Source organism: Kitasatospora sp. NPDC004615 (genome assembly GCF_042873545.1).
Lineage (GTDB): Bacteria > Actinomycetota > Actinomycetes > Streptomycetales > Streptomycetaceae > Kitasatospora.
Genome location: NZ_JBIALQ010000002.1, coordinates 305,161 through 326,925, shown reverse-complemented (window position 1 = coordinate 326,925; position 21,765 = coordinate 305,161). Strand labels below are relative to the sequence as shown.

At 72.6% G+C, this 21,765-nt stretch carries 20 protein-coding genes and 1 tRNA gene (1 of these 21 only partly in view); 14 read left to right on the top strand and 7 right to left on the bottom strand.

All coding sequences use genetic code 11. The features are described from left to right. The first annotated feature begins 9 nt into the window (after positions 1-9). Both nudC and ACFYS8_RS08355 read left to right on the top strand, forming a co-directional pair. Positions 10-951 carry an NAD(+) diphosphatase gene (nudC, locus tag ACFYS8_RS08360; RefSeq protein WP_387637547.1) on the top strand — a complete coding sequence of 314 codons (942 nt, stop codon included), beginning with the start codon at positions 10-12 and terminating at the stop codon, positions 949-951. A 212-nt stretch (positions 952-1,163) separates the two neighbouring features. Beyond that, a complete protein-coding gene (locus ACFYS8_RS08355) occupies positions 1,164-1,943 on the top strand; it encodes a GntR family transcriptional regulator (RefSeq protein WP_387637544.1) in 780 nt (259 codons plus the stop codon). 22 nt (positions 1,944-1,965) lie between these two features. Here ACFYS8_RS08355 and ACFYS8_RS08350 read toward each other — a convergent pair whose 3' ends face one another. Then, positions 1,966-2,217, bottom strand: a complete 252-nt coding sequence (locus ACFYS8_RS08350; protein ID WP_387637542.1) for a mycoredoxin — start codon at positions 2,215-2,217, stop codon at positions 1,966-1,968. Between the two features lie 158 nt (positions 2,218-2,375). On the opposite strand from ACFYS8_RS08350, the gene ACFYS8_RS08345 reads away from it, so the two are divergent. The 5 genes from ACFYS8_RS08345 to ACFYS8_RS08325 all read left to right on the top strand — a co-directional run bounded on the left by ACFYS8_RS08345 (position 2,376) and on the right by ACFYS8_RS08325 (position 7,457). Then, a complete protein-coding gene (locus ACFYS8_RS08345; protein WP_387637539.1) occupies positions 2,376-4,682 on the top strand; it encodes an ATP-dependent DNA helicase UvrD2 in 2,307 nt (768 codons plus the stop codon). A 159-nt stretch (positions 4,683-4,841) separates the two neighbouring features. Next, positions 4,842-5,261 carry a hypothetical protein gene (locus ACFYS8_RS08340; protein ID WP_387637536.1) on the top strand — a complete coding sequence of 140 codons (420 nt, stop codon included), beginning with the start codon at positions 4,842-4,844 and terminating at the stop codon, positions 5,259-5,261. A gap of 171 nt (positions 5,262-5,432) precedes the next feature. Continuing rightward, entirely contained in the window at positions 5,433-5,798 is a 366-nt protein-coding gene (locus ACFYS8_RS08335; RefSeq protein ID WP_387637533.1) for a WhiB family transcriptional regulator, read from the top strand. Then, entirely contained in the window at positions 5,795-6,205 is a 411-nt protein-coding gene (locus ACFYS8_RS08330) for a hypothetical protein (protein WP_387637530.1), read from the top strand. Before ACFYS8_RS08335 ends, ACFYS8_RS08330 begins: the two co-directional genes overlap by 4 nt. Before the next feature lie 178 nt (positions 6,206-6,383). After that, positions 6,384-7,457, top strand: coding sequence for a phosphotransferase (locus ACFYS8_RS08325; RefSeq protein WP_387637527.1), 1,074 nt, complete (start codon positions 6,384-6,386; stop codon positions 7,455-7,457). A 43-nt stretch (positions 7,458-7,500) separates the two neighbouring features. On the opposite strand, the gene ACFYS8_RS08320 is transcribed toward ACFYS8_RS08325, so the two are convergent. The 3 genes from ACFYS8_RS08320 to ACFYS8_RS08310 form a co-directional block, all read right to left on the bottom strand. Next, on the bottom strand, positions 7,501-8,640 hold the full coding sequence (locus ACFYS8_RS08320) for a hypothetical protein (RefSeq protein ID WP_387637525.1): 1,140 nt from the start codon (positions 8,638-8,640) through the stop codon (positions 7,501-7,503). Positions 8,641-8,677: 37 nt separating this feature from the next. Further along, the gene (locus tag ACFYS8_RS08315; protein WP_387637523.1) at positions 8,678-10,012 is read right to left on the bottom strand and encodes an ABC1 kinase family protein; all 1,335 of its coding nucleotides are present in this window, start codon (positions 10,010-10,012) and stop codon (positions 8,678-8,680) included. Between the two features lie 320 nt (positions 10,013-10,332). Beyond that, positions 10,333-11,442 (bottom strand): ThiF family adenylyltransferase, encoded by a 1,110-nt coding sequence (locus ACFYS8_RS08310; protein WP_387637521.1) that lies wholly within the window; start codon positions 11,440-11,442, stop codon positions 10,333-10,335. Between the two features lie 229 nt (positions 11,443-11,671). Between ACFYS8_RS08310 and ACFYS8_RS08305 the strand changes: the two genes are divergently transcribed. Then, the gene (locus ACFYS8_RS08305; RefSeq protein ID WP_387637518.1) at positions 11,672-12,331 is read left to right on the top strand and encodes a M48 family metallopeptidase; all 660 of its coding nucleotides are present in this window, start codon (positions 11,672-11,674) and stop codon (positions 12,329-12,331) included. A 102-nt stretch (positions 12,332-12,433) separates the two neighbouring features. Here ACFYS8_RS08305 and ACFYS8_RS08300 read toward each other — a convergent pair whose 3' ends face one another. After that, on the bottom strand, positions 12,434-12,997 hold the full coding sequence (locus ACFYS8_RS08300) for an NUDIX hydrolase (protein ID WP_387637516.1): 564 nt from the start codon (positions 12,995-12,997) through the stop codon (positions 12,434-12,436). Then, the gene (locus ACFYS8_RS08295) at positions 12,994-14,550 is read right to left on the bottom strand and encodes a zinc-dependent metalloprotease (RefSeq protein ID WP_387637514.1); all 1,557 of its coding nucleotides are present in this window, start codon (positions 14,548-14,550) and stop codon (positions 12,994-12,996) included. Before ACFYS8_RS08295 ends, ACFYS8_RS08300 begins: the two co-directional genes overlap by 4 nt. 202 nt (positions 14,551-14,752) lie before the next feature. Between ACFYS8_RS08295 and ACFYS8_RS08290 the strand changes: the two genes are divergently transcribed. The 4 genes from ACFYS8_RS08290 to ACFYS8_RS08275 all read left to right on the top strand — a co-directional run bounded on the left by ACFYS8_RS08290 (position 14,753) and on the right by ACFYS8_RS08275 (position 17,934). Beyond that, positions 14,753-15,901 (top strand): NAD-dependent epimerase/dehydratase family protein, encoded by a 1,149-nt coding sequence (locus ACFYS8_RS08290; protein ID WP_387637512.1) that lies wholly within the window; start codon positions 14,753-14,755, stop codon positions 15,899-15,901. A gap of 87 nt (positions 15,902-15,988) precedes the next feature. Further along, complete coding sequence (locus tag ACFYS8_RS08285; RefSeq protein ID WP_387637510.1) at positions 15,989-16,429, top strand: molybdenum cofactor biosynthesis protein MoaE; 441 nt, start codon at positions 15,989-15,991, stop codon at positions 16,427-16,429. A gap of 160 nt (positions 16,430-16,589) precedes the next feature. Then, complete coding sequence (locus tag ACFYS8_RS08280; RefSeq protein WP_387637507.1) at positions 16,590-16,769, top strand: hypothetical protein; 180 nt, start codon at positions 16,590-16,592, stop codon at positions 16,767-16,769. Between the two features lie 82 nt (positions 16,770-16,851). Next, the gene (locus tag ACFYS8_RS08275; RefSeq protein ID WP_387637504.1) at positions 16,852-17,934 is read left to right on the top strand and encodes a PDZ domain-containing protein; all 1,083 of its coding nucleotides are present in this window, start codon (positions 16,852-16,854) and stop codon (positions 17,932-17,934) included. A gap of 93 nt (positions 17,935-18,027) precedes the next feature. Here ACFYS8_RS08275 and ACFYS8_RS08270 read toward each other — a convergent pair whose 3' ends face one another. Beyond that, entirely contained in the window at positions 18,028-18,588 is a 561-nt protein-coding gene (locus tag ACFYS8_RS08270) for a PPA1309 family protein (protein ID WP_387637502.1), read from the bottom strand. Between the two features lie 169 nt (positions 18,589-18,757). On the opposite strand from ACFYS8_RS08270, the gene ACFYS8_RS08265 reads away from it, so the two are divergent. Both ACFYS8_RS08265 and ACFYS8_RS08260 read left to right on the top strand, forming a co-directional pair. Continuing rightward, positions 18,758-21,673 (top strand): UPF0182 family protein, encoded by a 2,916-nt coding sequence (locus ACFYS8_RS08265; protein WP_387638861.1) that lies wholly within the window; start codon positions 18,758-18,760, stop codon positions 21,671-21,673. Between the two features lie 65 nt (positions 21,674-21,738). Then, positions 21,739-21,765 (top strand) — tRNA-Met (locus tag ACFYS8_RS08260); it runs 147 nt beyond the window's last position.

Sequence of the window (21,765 nt, the reverse complement as noted above, 5' to 3'; positions counted from 1 at the left end):
CGAACGGGGATGGACGAGTTGAGCAGCGCCCCTGACACCAAGCACCTCGCGCTGACCCGCGCCGGGGTGGACCGGTCGGCGCACCGCCGACTCGACGAGCCGTGGCTGGCCGCGGCCTGGAGCCACCCCACCACCAAGGTGCTGCCGATCGCCGGCGGCGAGGCGTTCGTGGTGGACACCGGCAGCGGCACCGAACTGGTGCTGCTGCCCTCCTTCGAGGCCCCGCAGAACGGCTCCCGCTACTTCCTGGGCACCGACGACGACGGCGTCCACTACTTCGCGCTGGACTGCGAGTCGCTGCCCGGCCGACTGGACGGCGACGCCCGCCCGGCCGGGCTGCGCGAGGTCGGCGGCTCGCTCTCCGACCGGGACTCCGGGCTGCTGGTGCACGCCGTCGCCCTGGAGCACTGGCACCGGCTGCACACCTTCTGCTCCCGGTGCGGCCACCGCACCGAGAAGGCCGGCGCCGGCCACCTGCGCCGCTGCACCTCCTGCGCGGCCGAGCACTACCCGCGCACCGACCCGGCGGTGATCATGCTGATCACCGACGGCGAGGACCGCTGCCTGCTGGGCCGGCAGGCGCTCTGGCCGGAGGGCCGCTGGTCGACGCTGGCCGGGTTCGTCGAGCCCGGCGAGTCGATCGAGCAGACGGTCGGCCGCGAGGTGCTGGAGGAGGCGGGCGTCCGGGTCGCCGAGGTCGAGTACGTGGCCAGCCAGCCCTGGCCGTTCCCGTCCAGCCTGATGCTCGGCTTCCTCGGCCGGGCGCACCCCGACGGCACCGGGATCACCGTGGACGGCGAGGAGCTGTCCGAGGCCCGCTGGTTCACCCGGGAGGAAATGCGGGCGGGCATGGCGGCCGGCGAGATCCTGCCGCCGTCCGGCATCTCGATCGCCCGGCACCTGGTCGAACTCTGGTACGGCGAACCGCTTCCGGCAGCCGCCCGCTGGTGAGCGAAAAGCGGTACCTGTAGGGGCGTGCGGAGCACTCCGCGCGCCCCTGCGGTGCATCCGACCGACCCGGGGGACCGGCCGGGTCCCGCTCCGCCGAGCGGAAATGTTCGAATCCCCCGGGGCGGAATCGCCAGGGTTTCCCGAACAGACCCGCGACCATGGCTGCCCGGTTCGGCTGAAATGCCACAAAAGGCCTGACTACATTCGCTCGCGTGACGATCCCCCGCGCCGCCGCGACCCCGCCCAAGTACCAGCGCATCGCCGCCGACCTGCGCCGCCGCATCGACTCCGGCGAATGGGAGGACGACGGCCGGCTCCCCGTCGAGAGCGAACTGGAGGAGCAGTACCGGGTGGCCCGCAACACCGTCCGCCTCGCCGTCGACGTCCTGGTCAACGAGGGCCGGCTGGTGCGCGTCCAGGGCAAGGGCACCTTCCTGCGCCGCCGGGCCCGGCACGACCACCGGGTCTACCCCCGGCCGCACCGCCGCGGCGCCCTGCCGGCCGGCGGCGAGACGTACGCCGCCGAAGCCCGGGCAGCCGGACTGGACCTCAGCTTCGAGTACGAGGTGTGGGCCGTCCGGGCCCGCCGCGACATCGCCGACTGGCTCGGACTCCAGCCCGACGACAGCGTCATGATGCGCCGCCAGCTCTGCCGCGTCGCCCAGGAGCCCTACGCCATCGAGGACAGCCACTACCGGCCCGGACTGGCCGCCGGCACCCCGCTGATGGAGGACCTGCCCGCCCCCGGCGGCGACGAACGGACACTGGCCGACCTCGGCCGCACCGAGACCGCCGCCACCGACCACCTCACCGCGCGGATGCCCGACCCCGCCGAGGCCGCCTGGTTCGGACTCGGACCCGGCGTGCCACTGCTGGTCAACACCCGCGTCACCCGCGACCGGCGCGGCCCGATCCGGGTGGTGGAGACCCGCTACGCAGCCGACCGGGCCCGGCTGCTCTACGAACTCGGCGACCCGGCCCCGGCCGGCTGACCGGGGCCCGGGCGCCCAGTGGTCAGACCAGCGCGGCCTGGACCTGGCGCAGGCTCGGGTTGGTCATCACGCTCTGCTCGCCGGAGGCGCCGACCACCACGACCGTCGGGACCGTCTGGTTGCCGTCGTTCACCGACTCCACGTAGGACGCCGAGGCCGGGTCCTGCTCGATGTTGACCTCGGTGTAGGCGATGCCCTCGCGGTCCAGCTGGCTCTTGAGGCGGTTGCAGTAGCCGCACCAGGTCGTGCTGTACATCGTGACGGTGCCGGACATGGTGAGGGACTCCTTCGGTCGACGAACGGGGCGTGCAGCCCACGGAACAAACGTCCGGCGGGCCGCCCCCATTCCAGGACGGGTAACAGTGGCACGATCCGATCATCCGAGCGGGCCTGTGGACAACACCGTCCGGACTGTCCGGCGCGCCTGCGAGGATGGAAGGCATGCAGGATGACCTCCCCGGCCTCGGCGGCCCCAGCCAGCAGCACCGCCCCGGCGGCTTCGCCCCCCTCGGAGCGGACGCCGTGCTGGCCGGACTCGACCCCGAACAGCGCGCCGTGGCCACCGCCCTGCACGGCCCGGTCTGCGTGCTGGCCGGCGCCGGCACCGGCAAGACCCGGGCCATCACTCACCGGATCGCCTACGGCGTGCGCAGCGGCGTCTACCAGCCCGCCCAGGTCCTCGCCGTCACCTTCACCGCCCGCGCCGCCGGCGAGATGCGCGGCCGGCTGCGCCAGCTCGGCGCCGAGGGCGTCCAGGCCCGCACCTTCCACTCCGCCGCGCTGCGCCAGCTCCAGTACTTCTGGCCGCGCGCCATCGGCGGAGACGTCCCCCGGCTGCTGGAGCGCAAGGTCCAGCTGGTCGCCGAGGCGGCCGGCCGCAGCGGCCTGCGCGTCCAGCGCACCGAACTGCGCGACCTGACGGCCGAGGTCGAATGGGCCAAGGTCACCCAGGTCGTCCCCGACGACTACCCGACCGCCGTCGCCAAGTCCGCCCGCGAGGCCCCGCGCGACCCGGCCGAGATCGCCCGGGTCTACGCCGCCTACGAGCAGACCAAGCGCGACCGCGGCCTGATCGACTTCGAGGACGTGCTGCTCCTCACCGCCGCCATCCTGGAGGACCGCCCGGAGATCGCGGACCGGGTCCGCGCCCAGTACCGGCACTTCACCGTCGACGAGTACCAGGACGTCTCCCCACTCCAGCAGCGCCTGCTGGAGCAGTGGACGGGCGGCGACGGCGGCGCCAGCCTCTGCGTGGTCGGCGACGCCAGCCAGACCATCTACTCCTTCACCGGCGCCACCCCCGACTACCTGCTGAACTTCCGTCAGCGCCACCCCGAGGCGACGGTGGTCAAGCTGGTGCGCGACTACCGCTCCACCCCGCAGGTGGTGCACCTGGCCAACGGCCTGCTCGCCCAGGCCCGCGGCCAGGCCGCCCAGCACCGCCTGGAGCTGATCTCCCAGCGCGAGGCCGGCCCCGAGCCGGTCTACCGCGAGTACCAGGACGAGCCCACCGAGGCCGAGTCCACCGCCCGGCTGATCCGCGACCTGCTCGGCACCGGCGTGCGGGCCAGCGAGATCGCCGTGCTGTTCCGCACCAACAGCCAGTCCGAGGTGTACGAGCAGGCGCTCGCCGACCTCGGCATCTCCTACCAGCTCAAGGGCGCCGAGCGGTTCTTCGAGCGGCCCGAGGTCCGGGAGGCCGGGGTGCTGCTCAAGGGCGCCGCCCGGGCCGCCGACGACCCGCTGACCGCCGGCGCGCCCGACCTCGCCGCCCAGGTCCGCGCGGTGCTCGCCACCCGCGGCTTCTCCGCCACCGCCCCGGCCGGCTCCGGCGCCGTCCGCGAGCGCTGGGAGTCGCTGAACGCGCTGGTCCGCCTCGCCGAGGAGTTCGAGACCGCCCGCACCGCCGCCGGCGAGCGCGCCGACCTCTCGGCCTACGTCGCCGAACTCGACGCCCGGGCCGCCGCCCAGCACGCCCCCGCCGTCGAGGGCGTCACGCTGGCCTCGCTGCACGCCGCCAAGGGCCTGGAGTGGGATGCGGTGTTCCTGGTCGGCCTCACCGAGGGCACGCTGCCGATCATCTACGCCAAGACCGACGAGCAGGTCGAGGAGGAGCGCCGCCTGCTGTACGTCGGCGTCACCCGGGCCCGCCGCTTCCTCACCCTCTCCTGGTCGCTGTCCCGCTCGCCGGGCGGCCGCGCCTCCCGCAAGCCCACCCGCTTCCTGGACGGCCTGCGCCCCGGCTCCTCCAGCTCCGGCCCGCGCACCCGCGGCGGGCGCGGGGGCATCGAGTCCGGCGCGGAGCGCCCGGCCGCGCGCCGGGTGCGCGGCCCCGTCAAGTGCCGGGTCTGCGACCGCACCCTGACCGAGGGCCGCGAGCTCAAGCTCCGCCGCTGCGAGGGCTGCCCCTCCAACATGGACGAGGCGCTGTTCGAGCGGCTGCGCGAGTGGCGCCTGGCCAAGGCCAAGGAACAGGGCGCCCCGGCCTACGTGGTGTTTACCGACGCCACCCTGGAGGCCATCGCGGAGGACGTGCCGGGCAGTCTCGCGGAGCTCTCCCGGATCTCCGGGGTGGGGGCCATGAAGCTGGACAAGTACGGCGCCGACGTGCTCTTGTTGTGTGCGGGGGAGAGTCCGGAGCTCGTGGGGGAGCCCGACGGGGAGCAGGTGCAGGACTCACCCGGGGACGAGGCCGCCGAGCAGGCCGAGAACTCACCGGAAAACTCGCCGGAAAAATAGTTTGCGCGCCGCGCGTACGGCGCAATAGCCTGCCGGAGCGGTCAAGGGGACGAGACCGCAACGCTCGCAGAGGGCTTGTTTCTGCGTGCGCTGACCATCAACCAGATATCGGAGCCCGGGGGACTGGGCACCGCGAGACGCCGAGAGGAGGCGAGTTCAGTGTCGACGAAGACGATCACCAAAATGATTGACCCGATGTCCACCCTCGCCATGCCCGCGCGCGTCCTCGTGCCGGGTCTGGGTCTCGACGTGGCCGGCGGCAACGCCGGAGTCCTGCTGATTGCCGAGCACTGCCTTGTCAGTGGTCGTGGCAATGCTGAGGGCACCAGTGTCGAGGCGGGTCCGTCCCGTGACCGGTCCATGTTTATCGATGGCATCACGCTGTCCGATGAGCGACCGACCAAGGCACCGAAGGCAGTAGTGGCAGAAGCGGCCCATGGTCGCTATGCGGCCGTCGTCGGTGCCGGAGTCAAGCAGCAGAAGCAGCAGAGCATTCTGGCCACGGCCGCCGTTCACGGCGCCGGAGCCGTCCGGAAGCAGGCTTTCCGCGGGCCTGGACCCTGGAGCGAACGACCCTGACGCAACCCGTCAGGGCGGTGCCTCCAGGGCCGCGGAAACCCAGCAACCGGGTTCCGCGGCCCTTCTGTTTTGTCCGGTACGCACGACCCACCCAGGCCCCACGCGGGCCTCCGGCCGAACTCGAACAACGAGCCCGGCCGGACCCATCAAAAGACGAGGAAGACGCCAACAGTGTCCACGGTCATCACACCGCCGCCCCTCCCGTCCGTACCCGACAAGACCATCAAGGCCGACCAGGCCGACCCCCCGGAGGTAACACTCATGCAGCTCACCGCCATCGACGAGGCTGACTCGCTCGGGCTTCCCATTCCGTGCCGGGCCTTCGACCCGGAGGTCTTCTTCGCGGAGACGCCCGCCGACGTCGAGTACGCCAAGTCGCTGTGTGGCACCTGCCCCGTCAAGGCCTCCTGCCTGACCGGCGCGCTCGAGCGCCGCGAGCCGTGGGGCGTCTGGGGTGGCGAGCTCTTCGTCCAGGGCGTCGTCGTCGCCCGCAAGCGTCCCCGTGGCCGTCCGCGCAAGACCGAGGTCATGGCGTGAACCCCGCAGCCCGTTCCCGCACCGAAGCCGCAGCCGTCCGCAGGGGAGAGCAGCCCCCGCTGGACACCGCACTGCGCGACTCGGTACGCCTCGCGGCCGCCAAGGCCGACTCCGAACTGACCCGTCCCTTCCCGACTACGCACCACGAGCAGGACCACCACATGAACCCCGCCGGCATCGATCCGACCGTCCGCTCCGAGCAGACCACCGAACTTCAGATCCAGAACAGGACCCTCGAGATGAATCTCCTTCAAGAATCCCTGGCGCGTGCGCATATGCAGGAACGCCTCCACGAGGCCGAGGAGCAACGCCTCGGCCTGCGGGTGATGCGCGCGACGCGACTGCGTCGTAAGGCCGAACAGGCCTCCCTGCGCGCCCGCAAGGCCCTTGCCGTCGCCCTGATGTGACGGACGCTCCACCCCCGCCGACCGGGCCCGTGCCCACGTCGGTGACCAACCCCTGAACGCCGATGGCCGACTCCTCTCCCGGGAGCCGGCCATCGGCGCGTCCAGGCGTTTCCCCGTCCAACTCCACAGGGTCGTACTGTCGTTCGTCGCTCGAACGTGACGTGCGAGGATGTGCCGCATGTGGTCCTCCCTTCCGCTCGGCGAGCGGCTGCGCGCCGAGCTCGGTTCGCCGCGCAAGGTCCGCCGCCTGGCCAGCAGTCCGCGCTCCCGGGTCTGGCGGGCCGAACTGTCCGGCGCCCCGGTGGTGGTGAAGCAACTGGTCGACTCGCCCGGCGCCGACGACCGCTACGCCCGCGAGGCGGCCGCACTGTCCCTCGCCTCCCGGCGGGCCGGCCGCGCCGGTCGCCCCGTGGTGCCCACGCTGCTCGGTACCGACCCCGACGCGCGCATGGTGGTGCTGGAACGCCTGGAGAACCGCACCCCCGGCCCCGGCTGGCAGATCGACTACGCCGTCGCGCTGGCCGGGCTGCACGCGAGCGCCCCCGCCGACCTGGACGACCTGGCCGGGACGGCCCCCGGCACCGCGCTGCCCGCCTGGACCGGACCGACCGGCCGCGACCTCGGCTGCTTCCTCGCGCTGGCCCGCGCCCTCGACGTCCCCGCCCCGCCCGGCGCCCGCGCCGAGGCCGAGGCACTGCTCGCCCGGCTCTCCGCCACCCCCGTCCGGCACGCGCTGCTGCACGGCGATCCCTGCCCCGGCAACGACCTGCACACCGCCGAGGGCGTCCGGTTCATCGACTTCGAGCAGTCCTCGCTCGGCCCGGGCGCGGCCGAATTCGCCTATCTGCGAATAGGTTTCCCCACCTGCTGGTGCTCCACCGCCCCGCCCGCCGACGTACTCACCGAGGCCGAGGCCGCCTACCGCACCGCCTGGCGGGCCGCCACCGGCACCGCGGCCGCCACCGACACCGAGCTCGCCGACGCCTGCGCCGGCTGGCTGCTGCGCGGCGACGCCCTCGTCCCCAAGGCCGAACGCGGCCTCGCCGACCAACTCGCCCGCGTGCACCACGCGGACTGGACCTGGGGCAACGCCACCGCCCGCCGCCGCCTGGCACACCGCCTCCGGGCCGTCGCCGCCCTGGCCGGCGAGGACAGCGCCCTCCCGGTCTTCGGCCGCTTCTGCGCCACCCTCGCCACCCGCGTCCGGACCGCCTGGCCGGCCGCCGGGCCGCTGCCGAGCGAACGCTCCTGACCCGCCGTCGGCTCCCGCTCGCCGGGCGCTCCCCGGCGGACCGTCAGGCGCGGACCACCCGCACCTTGCGGTACTCCATCGCCCTGGCCAGGAACTCCGGGTAGCTCCGCCCCGCGGGCAGGTCGGTCTCTTCCGCCAACTCCCGCTCCGTCGCGGCGAAGTCGTGCCAGACCAGGGTGAACGGCGGGACCGCGCCGAAGCCGCCGCCCAGGCAGTCCTCGAAGCCCGTCGACTCCCGCCCGTAGTAGCCGCCCGGGCCGTTGATCGCCTCGCCCAGGGCGCAGTGCAGGCCGGTCTCGTCCTCGACGCCCGCGCCCGCCAGGTGGTACTCGCCACCGGAGCGGTCCGGCTCGGGATCGCGCCGATTCAGCGCCAGCGACTGCCACTCCTCCTTGGCGGCGACGCTCAACCCGCGCCAGCTGCCCGGCTGCTGCGGCGGCCCGGGCTGCCACTGCCGCCAGACCTCGCGGGCGGCCGAGCCGGGCAGTCGGCCGGGCGAGACCGACAGATCCACGTCCAGCAGGCCGCCGCGGAGCACCGACGGCGAGGTGCCGTCGATGCTCAGCCCGGTGGGGACGCGGGCCATGACCCGGCCGGTGTCGTCCAGTGCCCACAGCTCGGTGTAGGCGGGCCAACGCTGACTCCCGCTGTCCAACTGCGCCCGCAGCGGCTCGGTGGGCTCGAAGCCGATCAGCCGCACCGGCAGCGACGTGCACCCGGGCCGGCTCTTCAGCAGCCCCGCCACCAGCACGCACGTCGTCAGGGGCTCGTCCTGGCTGCTCACCAACTCGAAGCTCTCGCACGGGTCCTGGGCGAAGCGGAAGTCCTCCACCTTGCCGATCGCCGCCGAGACCACCAGGTTGACCAGCGCCGGATCAGCGGAGTACGGCCCGACCACGAGGACTTCCGCGTCCAGCAGTTCCCACCAGTGCTCCCGCCCGGCGTCCGACCGCCCCCTGATCATGGCCGACCCCAGCCATCCCGCCGTCACGCCCGGCGTGCAGCCGCGCAGTACCAGGACCTCGCGCGGTGGCGGCGGCGGGTCGGCGAACAGCCCCTCGACGGCGGCGCACCGGCCGAGCAGCAGGTCCACACCGGTCGCGTCCTCGTCGTCGCGCTCGCCGACGATCAGGAACCGCACCGGGAACGGCTGTTCCCACCGCGTGTGGTCCGTCACCTGCATGCCCGTGCCCTCTTCCGTCCGTCCGTGCGGCGGGCGTCTATTCGGGCTCGGCGAAGCCGGGCAGCCAGTGGAGGAGTTCTTCGTGCAGGCGGACAGTGGCGCCGAGCTGGCAGAGCACACCGATGGTGGAGAGCGTAACGCGGTGAATCAGCAGGTAGGAGGGCGGGAGGTTGAGCTGCTTGCCGAGGTTGTAGGCGGGGGAGCGCGGGTCGGCGATCCGGGCGGCCTGGGTGCGCATCCACTCGCGGCTGAAGGTGAACTGCTCGGCACGGGTGGGTTCGATGATCGGCAGCAGGTAGTCGAGCACCGCGTCCGGATCGAGCGAGATGGTCGGGCGGACGAAGCCCTCCTGCTTGAGCAGGTCGTAGACGGCGCCTGCGTCGCCCGCCAGGGCGAGCCGCAGGGAGGTGCCGATCGGGCGGGGCAGACCGCCGGGGAGGCGGTCGACGGTGCCGAAGTCGAGCACGCCGAGCTGCCAACTGGAGGCGGCCCGGCCGGTCTTGACGAGCCGGAAATTGCCAGGGTGCGGGTCGGCGTGCAGCAGGCCGGTGCGGGCCGGGCCGGCGAACAGGAAGCGGGCGAGCAGCTGCCCGGCCCGGTCGCGTTCGGTCCGGGTGCCGTCGGAGATGACCTGGGACAGCGGCTTGCCGTCCAGCCACTCGGTGACCAGCACCCGCCCGGACTGGGCGACCACCCGGGGCACCCGGATGTCGGCGTCGTCGGCGAACTCCTGGGCGTGCAGCTGCTGCGACTCGGCCTCCAGCTGGTAGTCGAGCTCCTCGGTGACCCGCTCGCGCAGTTCGGCGATCAGCGGCTTGATGTCCATGCCCGGGATCAGCGGGCCCAGCATCCGGGCCAGCCGGGCGAGTTGGCCGAGGTCGCTGAGCAGGGCGTCGCCCGCGCCCGGGTACTGGATCTTGACCGCGACGTCCCGACCGTCCTGCCAGACGGCCCGGTGCACCTGGCCGATGGAGGCGGCGGCGGACGGCTGGTCGGAGAAGGAGCGGAAGTTGGCGGCCCAGTCGTCGCCCAGGTCGGCGGCCAGCACCGAGTGCACGGTGCGGGTCGGCATGGCCGGGGCGGAGTCCTGGAGCTTGGTCAGTGCGGCCCGGTAGGGGCCCGCCACGTCCTCCGGGAGGGCCGATTCGAAGACCGACATGGCCTGCCCGAACTTCATCGCACCTCCCTTCAACTTGCCGAGCGTGGCGAAGAGTTGCTCGGCGGTCTGGGCCTGGAGCTCGGCCGCGACCTCCTCCGCCGGACGCCCGCCGAGCCGCTTGCCCAGGCCGAGCGTGGCACGGCCGGCGAAGCTCAGCGGCAGCGCCGCCAGCCGGGCCGTACGGGAGACCGCCTTGCGCGGCATCTCAGACATCGGCCGTCTCCGTTCGGACCGTGCGGTCAACAGCGGCCGTCGCCGTCGCCAAACCAGCCGTCGCCACATGCCGCCGGGCCGCCGCCGGGCGCGGGTGGGCGACCGGTCGCGCCGTGCCGGTCACTGCCTTGCGCGGTAGATCGCTCACCGGACCTCCAGATCAGCCGGACCGACCGGCGGCCCCCCGCCGGCGGTGGTGCGTGGACTCCCGGGGCCCGCCCGGCGCTCCTCCCCGCCGGGCCGCGCGCTCCGGAGGCGTGCACCGGGCAGGGCGTGCGGTGGATCGGCTGGGTCTCGCCGGACGGACCCGAAGGCATGTCCTATGCCATTGTGCCCGCTTGGGCGGGTGTGACGGACTGCCACAGGCAACCGCAGTCGGGGTGACTGCGCAGCCGCAGCCTCCGCACCATGCCGTCGGCCGCGGACAGTTCGCACCAGCCGTCCACGCTCGGTGGCAACACCCCGTCCAGGTACAGCTGGACGTGCAGGGCGGCGAGCCCGGCGATGGAGGCGGCGACCGCGCCGTCGCAGGCCGGGGCGCGGGGGCGGCCGGGGCCTTCGTCGATCAGCTGGGCGAGCAGCCGGGGCCAGGCCTCGTCCTCGTCCCGCCGGGCCAGGGTGGCGCAGCTGCCGCAGGCGGAGGCCCCCGGGACGACCAACGGGCCGACCACGCCGAGGTGTTCGAGCACCCCGGTGTACAGGTGCGGAATGCCGGCCCGCATCAACTCCTGGGCGTCGACGGCGGCGCCGGTGTACGCGGCCGAGCCGTCCCGCGGGGCGAGCACCACCAGGGTGGGCGGTGGGGGAGTGGCGGGCGGCCGCTTGTAGCGCTCGCCGACCGGGGCACCGATGGCGCGGTGCACCAACTCGCGGGCGGCGGTGGCACGCAGCCGCCCGACGTCTCCCGGCGGGAAACCGCCGGGTGCGCAGTCCCGGACGGTGACCCGGCCGCGGTCGAGCACGGCGACCTCGCCGATGCCGCCGGCGGCCAGCGCGGTGCCGACGGCCGCGCCGACCCGCCCCGCACCGCGCACCTCGACCCGGGCCGCGGCGCGGCTCTGCACCACGGCGGCGGCCTCCTCGGGCGCGGGGTGCACCAGGGAGAGCGAGGCGAGGTCGGGCCCGAGCAACTCCCGGCGGGCCGGCGGGTGCAGCTCCAGCACGTTGGCCAAGGCCTCGGTGTCGTCCAGCAGTTCACTCCGGGCGAGCGAGTCGAGCATGCCCTGGCAGTACTCGGAGCTCAGGCCGATCCGCTTCCCGGCGGCGACCAGCGCGGGCCCGTCCCGGGTGCCGTCGATCAGTTCCAGGAACATGGCGAGCTTGCGGTCGACGCCTTCGATCAGGCGGGCGTGCCGCCGGACGGTGCCGAACTGCAGGGTCTGCTTCTCCCGCCAGAGCCGGGACAGGGCGGGCTTGATCACGGGGCGCATGTCGGTCCTCCAAGCGTCGGTCTCCGGCGTCCCGGTCGAGGCGTCGGATCAACTGGTGACCGCAGCATGCCCGCGACCTTCCGTACATGAAAGCGCGTTGTCCACAGGCCCGTACTGACAATCCGGTCATCACCGTGCACAGCCTGTGGACAACGCGCCCGGGTGGTCCCCGGGGCCGCGCCGTCCCGGTGCCGGACTTCTGTCGCGAGGACGGGGTAACGTCCATGCCATGGCAGCCGAACGCGACTCCCATCGGTCGGCGTCGCGTAGGCGTGCCCGGGCGGCCTCCGGGTCCACGGCCGCGGCGCCCGGTGCGCATGCCAGCACCGAGGCCGACCGGGCCCGCGGCCCCGAGCGGGGCATCGACCGCAGCAAGGTCGAGGTGCGCCGCAGCGCCCGCCGCAGCCGCACCGTCTCCGCCTACCGCGAGGGCGACCGCACCGTGGTGCTGATCCCGGCCCGGATGTCGCACGCCGAGGAACAGCGCTGGGTGGCGCAGATGCTGGACAAACTGGCCGCGCAGGAGAAGCGCCGGGTGCTCGGCGACGAGGCCCTGCAGGCCCGGGCCACCGAGCTCTCCGAGCTGTACCTGGGCGGCCGCGCCGAGCCCGACCAGGTCCGCTGGGTGACCAACCAGAACTCCCGCTGGGGCTCGTGCACCCCCAGCGAGCGCACCATCCGGCTCTCCCACCGTCTCCAGGGCATGCCCGAGTACGTGGTGGACTACGTGCTGCTGCACGAGCTCGCCCACCTGCTGGTGCCCGACCACGGCCCCCGGTTCTGGGCGCTGCTGGACGCCTACCCGCGCACCGAGCGGGCTCGCGGCTACCTGGAGGGCGTCGCCTCCGCCGCCCGGCTGCCGCACATCCCCGGCGCCCGGAACACCTGACGGTCTCCCGGACGCGCGACGACCCCTGCCGGACCCGTCAGGGCCCCGCAGGGGTCGAAAGCGAGTGGCCTCGAAAGTGAGTGGCCTCGGAAGCGAGTGGCCTCAGACCAGCGCCCGGGCCCGCGCCACCAGGTCGCGCACCGAGTGGTCGGTGTCGGCCGGCAGCTGCTCCCAGCCGAACCAACGCAGGTCCAGCGACTCCTCGCTGATCAGCTCGCGCGCCCCGGCCGGGGCGAGGGCGACGTACTGCACGTCCAGGTGGATGTTCTCCGGCCGGTCCTTGCCCAGGCAGTGCACGTGGTGCCGGTCCAGCTTCACCGGCGCGGTGCGGCCGCCGACCGCGAGCAGCTCCAGTTCGGCGATGCCGGACTCCTCGACGGCCTCGCGCAGCGCCGCCGCGGCCAGCGTCTCGTCCCCGGGCTCGCAGTGGCCGCCCATCTGCAGCCACCTGCCGACCTTGGGGTGCAGCGTCAGCAGCACCCGCCCCTCGGCCGGGTCGACCACCAGCGCGCTGGCGGTGATGTGGCCGGGCAGGCAGGCCCGCCACAGGCCGTCGGGGTGGGCCGCCAGGTGCGCCAGGTAGTCGCGGCGCAGCTCCTGCTGGCCGTCCTCGTCGGGCGCCCAGTCGGTCAGCGCGCGGACGGCGTCGGTGTGCAGCGACGTCACTTGGTGTCGCCCTCCGTGCCGTCGTCGTCCTTGTCCGGGGCGGACTTGCCCGAAGCGGGCTTGTCGGAGTCGCCCTCGGTGGAGGCGTCGCCCCCGGTGGAGGCGTCGCCCTTGGTCAGGTCGGGCTTCCCGGCGCCGCCGCCCGCGGCCTCGCCGAGCAGCTTGTTCAGCGCGTCGAAGTCGAAGCCGCCTTCGGTCTCGGCGGTGGTGTCGCGGTGCACGAAGCCGTCCGGGTCGTCCAGGTCGGCGGCGGTGGGCAGCATGTCGGGGTGGCTCCAGAGCGCGTCCCGGCCCTCGACGCCGCGGGCGTCGGCGAGTGAGGCCCACAGACGGGAGGCGTCGCGCAGGCGGCGCGGGCGGAGCTCCAGGCCGACCAGGGTGGCGAAGGTCTGCTCGGCGGGGCCGCCGGTGGCGCGGCGACGGCGGAGCGTCTCGCGCAGGGCGGCGGCGTGCGGCAGGTGCGGGGTGGCGGCGGCGTGCACGACGGCGTCGACCCAGCCCTCGACCAGGGCGAGCGCGGTCTCCAGCCGGGCCAGCGCGGCCTTCTGCTCGGGGGTGTCCTCGGGCTGCAGCAGGCCGCCGGCCAGCGCGTCCTGCAGGGCCTCGGGGTTGCTCGGGTCGAGCTGGCCGACCAGCTCCTCCATCCGCGAGGTGTCGACCTTGATGCCGTGCGCGTACGCCTCGACGGCGCCGAACAGGTGTGCCCGCAGCCACGGCACGTGGGCGAAGAGCCGCTGGTGGGCGGCCTCGCGCAGGGCCAGGTAGAGCCGGACCTCCTCGGCGGGCACGTTCAGGCCGTCACCGAACTCGGCGATGTTCTGCGGCAGCAGCGCGGCCTTCCCGGCGGGGGCGAGCGGCAGGCCGACGTCGGTGGAGCCGAGCACCTCGGCGGCCAGCGCGCCGAGCGCCTGCCCGATCTGGGTGCCGAACATGGCGCCGCCCATGGAGCGCATCATGCCCATCAGCGGCCCGGCCATGGCCTGCATCTCCTCGGGCAGCACGCCGCCCATGGCGTTGCCGACCCGCTCGGCGACCGGGTCGACCAGGTCCTTCCACACCGGCAGGGTGGCCTCGATCCACTCGGCGCGGCTCCACGCCACGGCCGCCGAGGAGGTGGACGGGAACTCGGTCGCCGAGTCCAGCCACAGGTCGGCAAGCCGGACCGACTCGACGACGGCGGTGCGCTCGGCGGCGCCCACCGAGCGGTCCTTGGTCTTCCCCTCGGGCTGCTCGGCGACCACGGTCTGCCGGGCGATGTTCTTGGCCAGCTCCCAGTTCACCGGGCCGCCCTCGAACGAGAGCATCTGCCCGAGCTGCTGGAACGCCGCGCCCAGGTCGTTGGGGTTGAAGCCGCCCATCATCGCGGCGAACGGGTTGTCGCCGCCCGCCCCGCCGGCGCCGCCCATGCCGAACAGCGCCCCGAAGGGGTTTCCGTTGCCGAAGCCGAACGGCTGCGGGGTCGAGTCGCCCTGCTCGCCGTCCTTCTTGCCCTTGTTCTTGCCGTCCTCGGGCTCCTCGGGGGGAACGCCGAATCCGAAGGGGAGGTCGCTCACGGGGTCCTCGATCTGATCGGCCGTCACGCGGGTGTGGCGGGAAATTCTGTTGCCCGGAGGCTCCGGGCAGTTTCAATAGTCTCGCGGCCAATGGTCTCGCGGCCGACCGCGCCGGGTGCACCGCTGGGGCCGAGCCTCGGGCAGGATGGACAGTGCGTGACACTCGTGCGTACGCACTTAAGCTAACCGTGGAGGATGGCCGGTGAGTTCCCCGCCTTCGGACGTTCGCTCTGGGCTGACCGAGGGCGAGGACGTGCCGGCCGACGCCGGTTCGCCGCCTCCAGCCTACGGCGGCAAACCGCTCACCGTGGCCGTCACGGGCGCCGCCGGCGTGCTCGGCGAGCGCGTCGCCCAGCGCCTGGTGGCCTCCCCGCACGTCCGCCGGGTGCTCGCGGTGGACGACCGCCGCGGCGAAGTACCCGGCGTGCACTGGCGGGTACTCGACGTGCGCGACCCGGCGGTGGCCGAGCGGCTGTCCGGCGTGGACGTGGTGGTGCACCTGGCGATGGACCTCGGCATGGAGTCCGACCCGCGCACCCGCAGTGCCTACAACGTGCGCGGCGCACAGACCGTGCTGACCGCCGCCGCGGCGGCCGGCGTGCACCGGGTGGTGCTGTGCACCTCCGCGATGGTCTACGGGGCGCTGGCCGACAACGAAGTCCCGCTCGCCGAGGACTCCGAACTGCGGGCCACCGAGGAGGCCTCGCTGGTCGGTGACCTGCTGGAGATCGAACGGCTCGCCCGCCGCGCCCCGCGCGCCCACCCCGGGCTGCAGATCACCGTGCTGCGCCCGGCCGTGGTGGTCGGCCCCGGCATCGACACCGTGCTCACCCGCCACTTCGAGGCCCCGCGCCTGCTGGTGGTGGCCGGCTCCCGCCCGTGCTGGCAGTTCTGCCACCTCGACGACCTGGCCTCGGCGCTGGAGTACGCCGCCCTCGGCCTGGTCGAGGGCGAGGTGACGGTCGGCTGCGACGGCTGGCTGGAGCAGGAGGACGTGGAGGAGCTGTCCGGGATCCGCCGGATGGAACTGCCCGCCTCGCTGGCCCTGGGCACCGCCGCCCGGCTGCACCGCCTCGGCCTGACCCCGGCCCCGGCCGGTGATCTCGCCTACACCATGTACCCGTGGGTGGTCTCCGGCAGCCGGCTGCACGAGGCGGGCTGGCGGCCCAAGCACACCAACGAGGAGGTGCTGGCCGAGCTGCTCGCCCAGGTGTCCGGCAAGCACGCGGTGGCCGGTCGCCGGCTGGGCGGCAAGGAGGCCGCCACCAGCCTGGGCGCGGCCGGTGCGACGGTGGCCCTGATCGGTACGGCGGCGCTGGTCCGCCGGGCCCGCAAGCACCGCCGGATCTGACCGTCGGGTTTGTCGCACCGCGGACGGCCGTTCCGCGGTCCGAAGCCTGCTGCCGGGGCCCGGGTCGGATGCGGAATGATGAGGGGCATGTCCGAGAACCACGACCCGATCCGGCTGCTCGCCGTCCGTGAGACGCCGCTCTCCCTCGACGAGGTGCACGCGGCGGTCGGTGACGACGCGGCGGGCGGCACCACGCTGTTCGTCGGCACGGTGCGCGACCACGACGGCGGGAAGGCGGTCACGGCGCTGGAGTACAGCGCCCATCCGACCGCCGAGCGGGAGCTGCGCCGGATCGCGGAGAAGGTCTGCGCGGACTTCCCGGTCCGGGCGCTGGCGGCTGTGCACCGTACCGGACGGCTGGAGATCGGCGACGTCGCGGTGATCGTCGCGGTGTCCTGTCCGCACCGCGGCGAGGCGTTCGAGGCCTCGCGTCGGCTGATCGACGACCTCAAGCACGAGGTGCCGATCTGGAAACACCAGGTTTTCGCCGACGGCGAGGAGGAATGGGTCGGAGCGGGGTCCTGCTGACCGCCCGTGTCCGCTTCGCGTCCCGCTCGTTCCCCGTTCGGGGGTATCTCGGAACGGTGGGCACGCCACGCCGTCCCGTAACTCGGACACCGCACGCGCCGTTCCCCCAGTAGGCGGCTAATCTGCTGATACGCATGACGAGCCTGTGGGGAGTTCGAAGATGGCTGCGCTTGCCTGGTTGATCATTCCTGTAGTGGCCGGACTGCTGGCCTCCGTCTGGGCGGGATGGGCGGCACGACCGCCGCGCTCCATCACCGACCCGTCCTCGCTCGCCGAACACGAACGCTTCCGCGCCGCGATGGAGCGCAGCACCGGCAGCGAACGTTCCGGCGGCAAGTAGCGCCGCGGGAGGCGCTGGTGGGAGCACAGCGGCGGGCCGCAGAGCGGTGCATCGCGACCCGGACTTCCCGTACTGTCGTGCCATGCCACGCCGATCGGCGACGATGCTCGCCGCCACCCTGCTGCTGATAGGCCTGCTCTGTGCCTCGGTCCTGATGAAGGTGCCGTTCACCGAGATGAGCCCGGGGCCGACGTACAACACCCTCGGCGTGCAGGACAAGACCGGCACCCCGGTGATCACCATCACCGGGCGCGACACCTACCCGACCAGCGGTCACCTCAACATGACCACGGTCCAGGTCACCGGGGCGAACTACCAGCCCAGCCTGATCTCCGCGATCGTCGGCTGGATGCGGGGCGACGTGCTGGTGGTGCCGCACGACAACGTGTACCCGAAGGGCCAGACCGACCAGGAGGCCCAGCAGCAGAACGCGGAGGAGTTCGCCTCCTCCGAGGACAGCGCGAAGACCGCCGCGCTGAAGCAGCTGGACATCCCGGTCACCACCCAGATCATCGTCTCCTCGGTGACCTCCGGCGGCCCCTCGGAGGGCAAGCTGCACGCGGGCGACCAGATCGTCGCGGTGGACGGGACGGCGATCACCAGCCGGACCCAGGTCGCCGAGCAGGTGATGAAGCACAAGCCCGGCGAGACCGCCGTCTTCACCGTCGTCCCGCACGCCAAGACCGGCTCGACGACTCCGGATCCGGCGGACCAGCAGCAGGTTTCCATCACCACCGGCAAGGCACCGGACGAGGAGCGGGCCATCGTCGGCATCACGCCCGGCGTCGACCACGTCTACCCGTTCAAGATCGACATCGGCCTGCAGGACGTCGGCGGCCCCAGCGCCGGCCTGATGTTCGCCCTCGGCATCGTCGACAAGCTCACCCCCACCGACCTCACCGGCGGCAAGTTCGTGGCGGGCACCGGCACCATCGACGACACCGGCGCGGTCGGGCCGATCGGTGGCATTCAGATGAAGCTGATCGCGGCCCGCGACAAGGGCGCCGAGTACTTCTTCACCCCGGCGGACAACTGCTCGGAGGCGACGAAGGGGACGCCGTCCGGGCTCACGCTGGTGAAGGTCGACAATCTGGCGGGGGCGGTCAAGGCGCTCGACTCCATCCGGAGTGGGGACAAGGCGGCGCTGCCCAGCTGCAACAAGTAGTGGCTGTCCCGGAAAGGTCGCGACGGACGGCAAGTCATTGCCCTGCGTCGCGACCTTTCCGTTGGGTGCGTTCCCCGCGCCCTCGGTCTGCCCTTACTGGAACGTCGCGAGCAGGGCCTGGGTGAGGTTGGGGACCAGGTCGGGGCCGGTGAGGACCTCGCGGGCGATGTCCTTCTCGCGCAGGCGCAGGGCGACCTCGCGGGCGCCGTCGCGCAGGACGGCGGCGGTGATGCGGACTTCCTGGCGCTGGGGGTGGGTGGCCACCCAGTCGTTGATCTCCTGCTCGGTGGCGTTCTTCGGGCGGGAGGATTCGGCGCCGGGCGGGAGCATGAGCCGTTCGACGACCAGGGCGCAGCCGACCACGCCGTCGGGCCAGGCGATGGTGCCGAGGAAGCGGTCGAGCTCGGTGCCCGCGGGGATCTCCTCCTGCTCGACCGGGGTGAGGCCGGTCGGGTTCTCGTCCAGGCCGAGCTGGGTGGCGAGCCGCGGATTGGCCTTGCGCATCTGGGCGTTGTCGACCAGGGCGAAGAGGCGGGCGGGGTTGTCCCAGCCGAGGGTGGCGGCGTGCTCGTCGATCTCCAGCGCGGCCCGGGTGAGGGGGGTGGCGGCGGGCATGCCGGCGGCGGCGGAGGTCAGGTCAGGGGAGTCGGGCATGGGGCCATCCTCACATGTCCGGGGGGGCCGTCTCCAACTCCGACGCAGTGTCCGGGAACTCCGGTAAAGACTGTTTAAGTTGCATTGGAGTCCGGTGTCCGCCCGTCCACGGCGCGGCACTGTCATCCCCAACGACAACAACAGCTGAGGTGGCGTCTTGACCTTCCAGATGCCGGATCGTTCCGATCCGGGTTTCCGAGCGAGAGTCGGGCCGCCGCCGCGCCGGACGAAGGTGCTGCTGCTGACGGTCGGCGTGCTCGCGGTGCTGTTCCTGCTGTTCGGCATGTTCGCCGGGCTGTGGACCGACTGGCTGTGGTTCAAGTCGGTCAAGTACGGCTCGGTGTTCACGTCGCAACTGGGCGTGAAGGTCGGCCTGTTCGCGGTGTTCGGGCTGCTGATGGCGCTGGTGGTCGGGGCCAACCTGTGGCTGGCGTACCGGCTGCGGCCGCCGTTGGCGGCGATGTCGGTGGAGCAGCAGAGCCTGGACCGCTACCGGATGGGCGTGGCGCCGTTCCGCAAGTGGCTGCTGATCGGCCTGTCGGTGCTGGTCGGCCTGGCGGCCGGCGCGGCCGCGGGCGCGCAGTGGCGGACCTGGATGCTGTGGATCAACGGCACCTCGTTCGGGCAGAAGGACGCGCAGTTCCACCTGGACGTCTCGTTCTACGCGTTCCAACTGCCGTGGTACCAGTTCCTGCTGAGCTTCGCGTTCAGCGCGGTGATCGTGTCGCTGCTGGCGGCGACGGCGGTGCACTACCTGTACGGCGGTCTTCGGCTGCAGGGGCCGGGCCGTCGGGCGAGTGCCGGGGCGCAGGGTCATCTGGCCGTGCTGCTGGGCGTGTTCGTGCTGCTGAAGGCGGTGGCGTACTGGCTGGACCGGTATGCGCTGGCGGTGAAGAGCGAGTCGTACAAGGGCGTCGAGGGCTGGACCGGTCTGCGGTACGTGGACGCGAACGCGTTCCTGCCGGCCAAGACGATCCTGTTCTTCGTGGCGATCATCTGCGCGGTGCTGTTCTTCCTGACGCCGGTGCGGCGGACCTGGGCGCCGGCGCTGATCGGTTTCGGGCTGATGGCGCTGTCGGCGGTGCTGGTCGGCGGGCTGTACCCGGCGATCGTGCAGCAGTTCCAGGTCAAGCCGAACGAGCAGGCCAAGGAAACGGCGTACATCCAGAAGAACATCGACGCGACGCGGCAGGCGTACGGCATCGCCGACACCGAGGTGAAGCAGTACACGCCGACCGATTCCACGGACGCGGAGAAGCTGAAGCTGGACGCGCAGACCATCTCCGACATCCGGCTGCTGGACCCGAACGTGGTGGCGCCGACGTTCCAGCAGAACCAGGCGCTGCGCCAGTACTACGCGTTCCCGAAGACGCTGGACGTGGACCGGTACGGCGACCAGGACACCGTGCTGGGCGTGCGTGAGCTGGACCTGACGGGCGTGCAGCAGCGCAACTTCATCAACGACCACTTCAAGTACACCCACGGGTACGGCGTGGTCGCCGCCAAGGGCAACCAGGTGGACGCCAACGGCAACCCGGTCTACACGCAGCAGTCGCTGCCGACCACCGGGTCGCTGGGCGACTACCAGGAGCGGGTGTACTACGGCGAGAAGTCCACCACGTACTCGGTCGTCGGCCCCGGCATGGACGAGATCGACTACACCCGGGACTCCGACCCCGACCGGACGTACCAGTACACCGGCGGCAGCGGCGTCTCGCTGGACAACCCGCTGACCCGGGCCGCGTACGCGGTGAAGTTCGCCGAGCCGCAGCTCCTCTACTCCGGGGCGATCAAGGACGGCGCGAAGATCCTCTACGACCGCACTCCGAAGGAGCGGGTGGAGAAGGTCGCGCCGTGGCTGTCGATCGACGCCGACCCGTACCCGGTGGTGGAGAACGGCCGGCTGGTGTGGGTGCTGGACGGCTACACCACCTCGGACGGCTTCCCGTTCTCGTCCAAGACGGTGCTCGGCGACGCCACCAAGGACTCGCTGACCGACCAGCGCGGCCGCACCCTGAGCGCCGTCAACGAGGTCAACTACATCCGCAACTCGGTGAAGGCCACGGTCGACGCGTACACGGGTGAGGTGACGCTCTACCAGTGGGACGACGCCGACCCGGTGCTGAAGACCTGGATGAAGGCGTTCCCGGGCACCGTCCAGCCGAAGGCGGACATCCCGGCGGAGCTGCTGCCGCACCTGCGCTACCCGCAGGACATGTTCAAGGTGCAGCGAGACCTGCTCGGGATGTACCACGTGACGGACGCGACGGCGTTCTTCAACGGCACCGACATCTGGGAGGTGCCGGTCGACCCGACCGTCAACGCCGACGAGGTGCAGCCGCCGTACTACCTGACGCTGCGGATGCCGGACGCGAAGAAGGCCAACTTCTCGCTGACCACCTCGTTCGTGCCCTCGGGCCGGAAGAACCTGGCCGCGTTCATGGCCGCGGAGGCCGACCCGGGGCCGGACTACGGCAAGCTGCGGATCCTGCGGATGACGGCCGAATCGGGCGCGCTCGGTCCGGCGCTGACCCAGGCGAAGTTCAACTCCGACACCGACGTCGCCCGCCAGCTGACCCTGCTGCGCAGCGGCAGCGACTCGGACCTGGTGTACGGCAACCTGCTCACCCTGCCGGTCGGCGGCGGCATCCTCAACGTCGAGCCGGTGTACCTGGTGGCGCGCGGCGCGAAGGTGCCGGTGCTGAAGAAGGTGCTGGCGGTGTACGGCGACCACAACGTGGCGCTGGAGGACACCCTGGACAAGGCGCTGGTGAAGGTGCTCGGCTCGGCCGGCGCCGGGGCCACCACCCCGACCGCCCCCGCCGACCCGGGCAGCGGCAGCACCACGCCCACCACCCCGACCCCGCCGGCGACGCCCAAGCCGGGCGACAACCCGGCGCTGGCCAAGGCACTGGCGGACGCCCAGAAGGCGTTCACCGACGGTCAGGCCGCGCTGAAGAACGGCGACTGGGTGGCGTACGGCCAGGCCCAGCAGGCGCTGCAGAAGGCGCTGGATGCCGCGCTGGCGGCCGAGTCGAAGAACGACTCGGTCAGTTCCTCGTCGGCGCCGCCGACGACCGGTTGACCGGCTGAGCTGCGGGAACTGATTTGCTGTTCCACCCCGCGACCGTGCTACGGTTGTTTCACCGACGCGGGGTGGAGCAGCTCGGTAGCTCG

Excerpts from the sequence above, each read along its gene's own strand:
- nudC (WP_387637547.1), top strand. The coding sequence starts at position 10 with ATGGACGAGTTGAGCAGCGCCCCTGACACCAAGCACCTCGCGCTGACC.
- ACFYS8_RS08350 (WP_387637542.1), bottom strand. The coding sequence starts at position 2,217 with ATGTCCGGCACCGTCACGATGTACAGCACGACCTGGTGCGGCTACTGC.
- ACFYS8_RS08345 (WP_387637539.1), top strand. The coding sequence starts at position 2,376 with ATGGAAGGCATGCAGGATGACCTCCCCGGCCTCGGCGGCCCCAGCCAG.
- ACFYS8_RS08325 (WP_387637527.1), top strand. The coding sequence starts at position 6,384 with ATGTGGTCCTCCCTTCCGCTCGGCGAGCGGCTGCGCGCCGAGCTCGGT.
- ACFYS8_RS08320 (WP_387637525.1), bottom strand. The coding sequence starts at position 8,640 with ATGCAGGTGACGGACCACACGCGGTGGGAACAGCCGTTCCCGGTGCGG.
- ACFYS8_RS08315 (WP_387637523.1), bottom strand. The coding sequence starts at position 10,012 with ATGTCTGAGATGCCGCGCAAGGCGGTCTCCCGTACGGCCCGGCTGGCG.
- ACFYS8_RS08310 (WP_387637521.1), bottom strand. The coding sequence starts at position 11,442 with ATGCGCCCCGTGATCAAGCCCGCCCTGTCCCGGCTCTGGCGGGAGAAG.
- ACFYS8_RS08305 (WP_387637518.1), top strand. The coding sequence starts at position 11,672 with ATGGCAGCCGAACGCGACTCCCATCGGTCGGCGTCGCGTAGGCGTGCC.
- ACFYS8_RS08285 (WP_387637510.1), top strand. The coding sequence starts at position 15,989 with ATGTCCGAGAACCACGACCCGATCCGGCTGCTCGCCGTCCGTGAGACG.
- ACFYS8_RS08280 (WP_387637507.1), top strand. The coding sequence starts at position 16,590 with ATGGCTGCGCTTGCCTGGTTGATCATTCCTGTAGTGGCCGGACTGCTG.
- ACFYS8_RS08275 (WP_387637504.1), top strand. The coding sequence starts at position 16,852 with ATGCCACGCCGATCGGCGACGATGCTCGCCGCCACCCTGCTGCTGATA.
- ACFYS8_RS08270 (WP_387637502.1), bottom strand. The coding sequence starts at position 18,588 with ATGCCCGACTCCCCTGACCTGACCTCCGCCGCCGCCGGCATGCCCGCC.
- ACFYS8_RS08265 (WP_387638861.1), top strand. The coding sequence starts at position 18,758 with ATGCCGGATCGTTCCGATCCGGGTTTCCGAGCGAGAGTCGGGCCGCCG.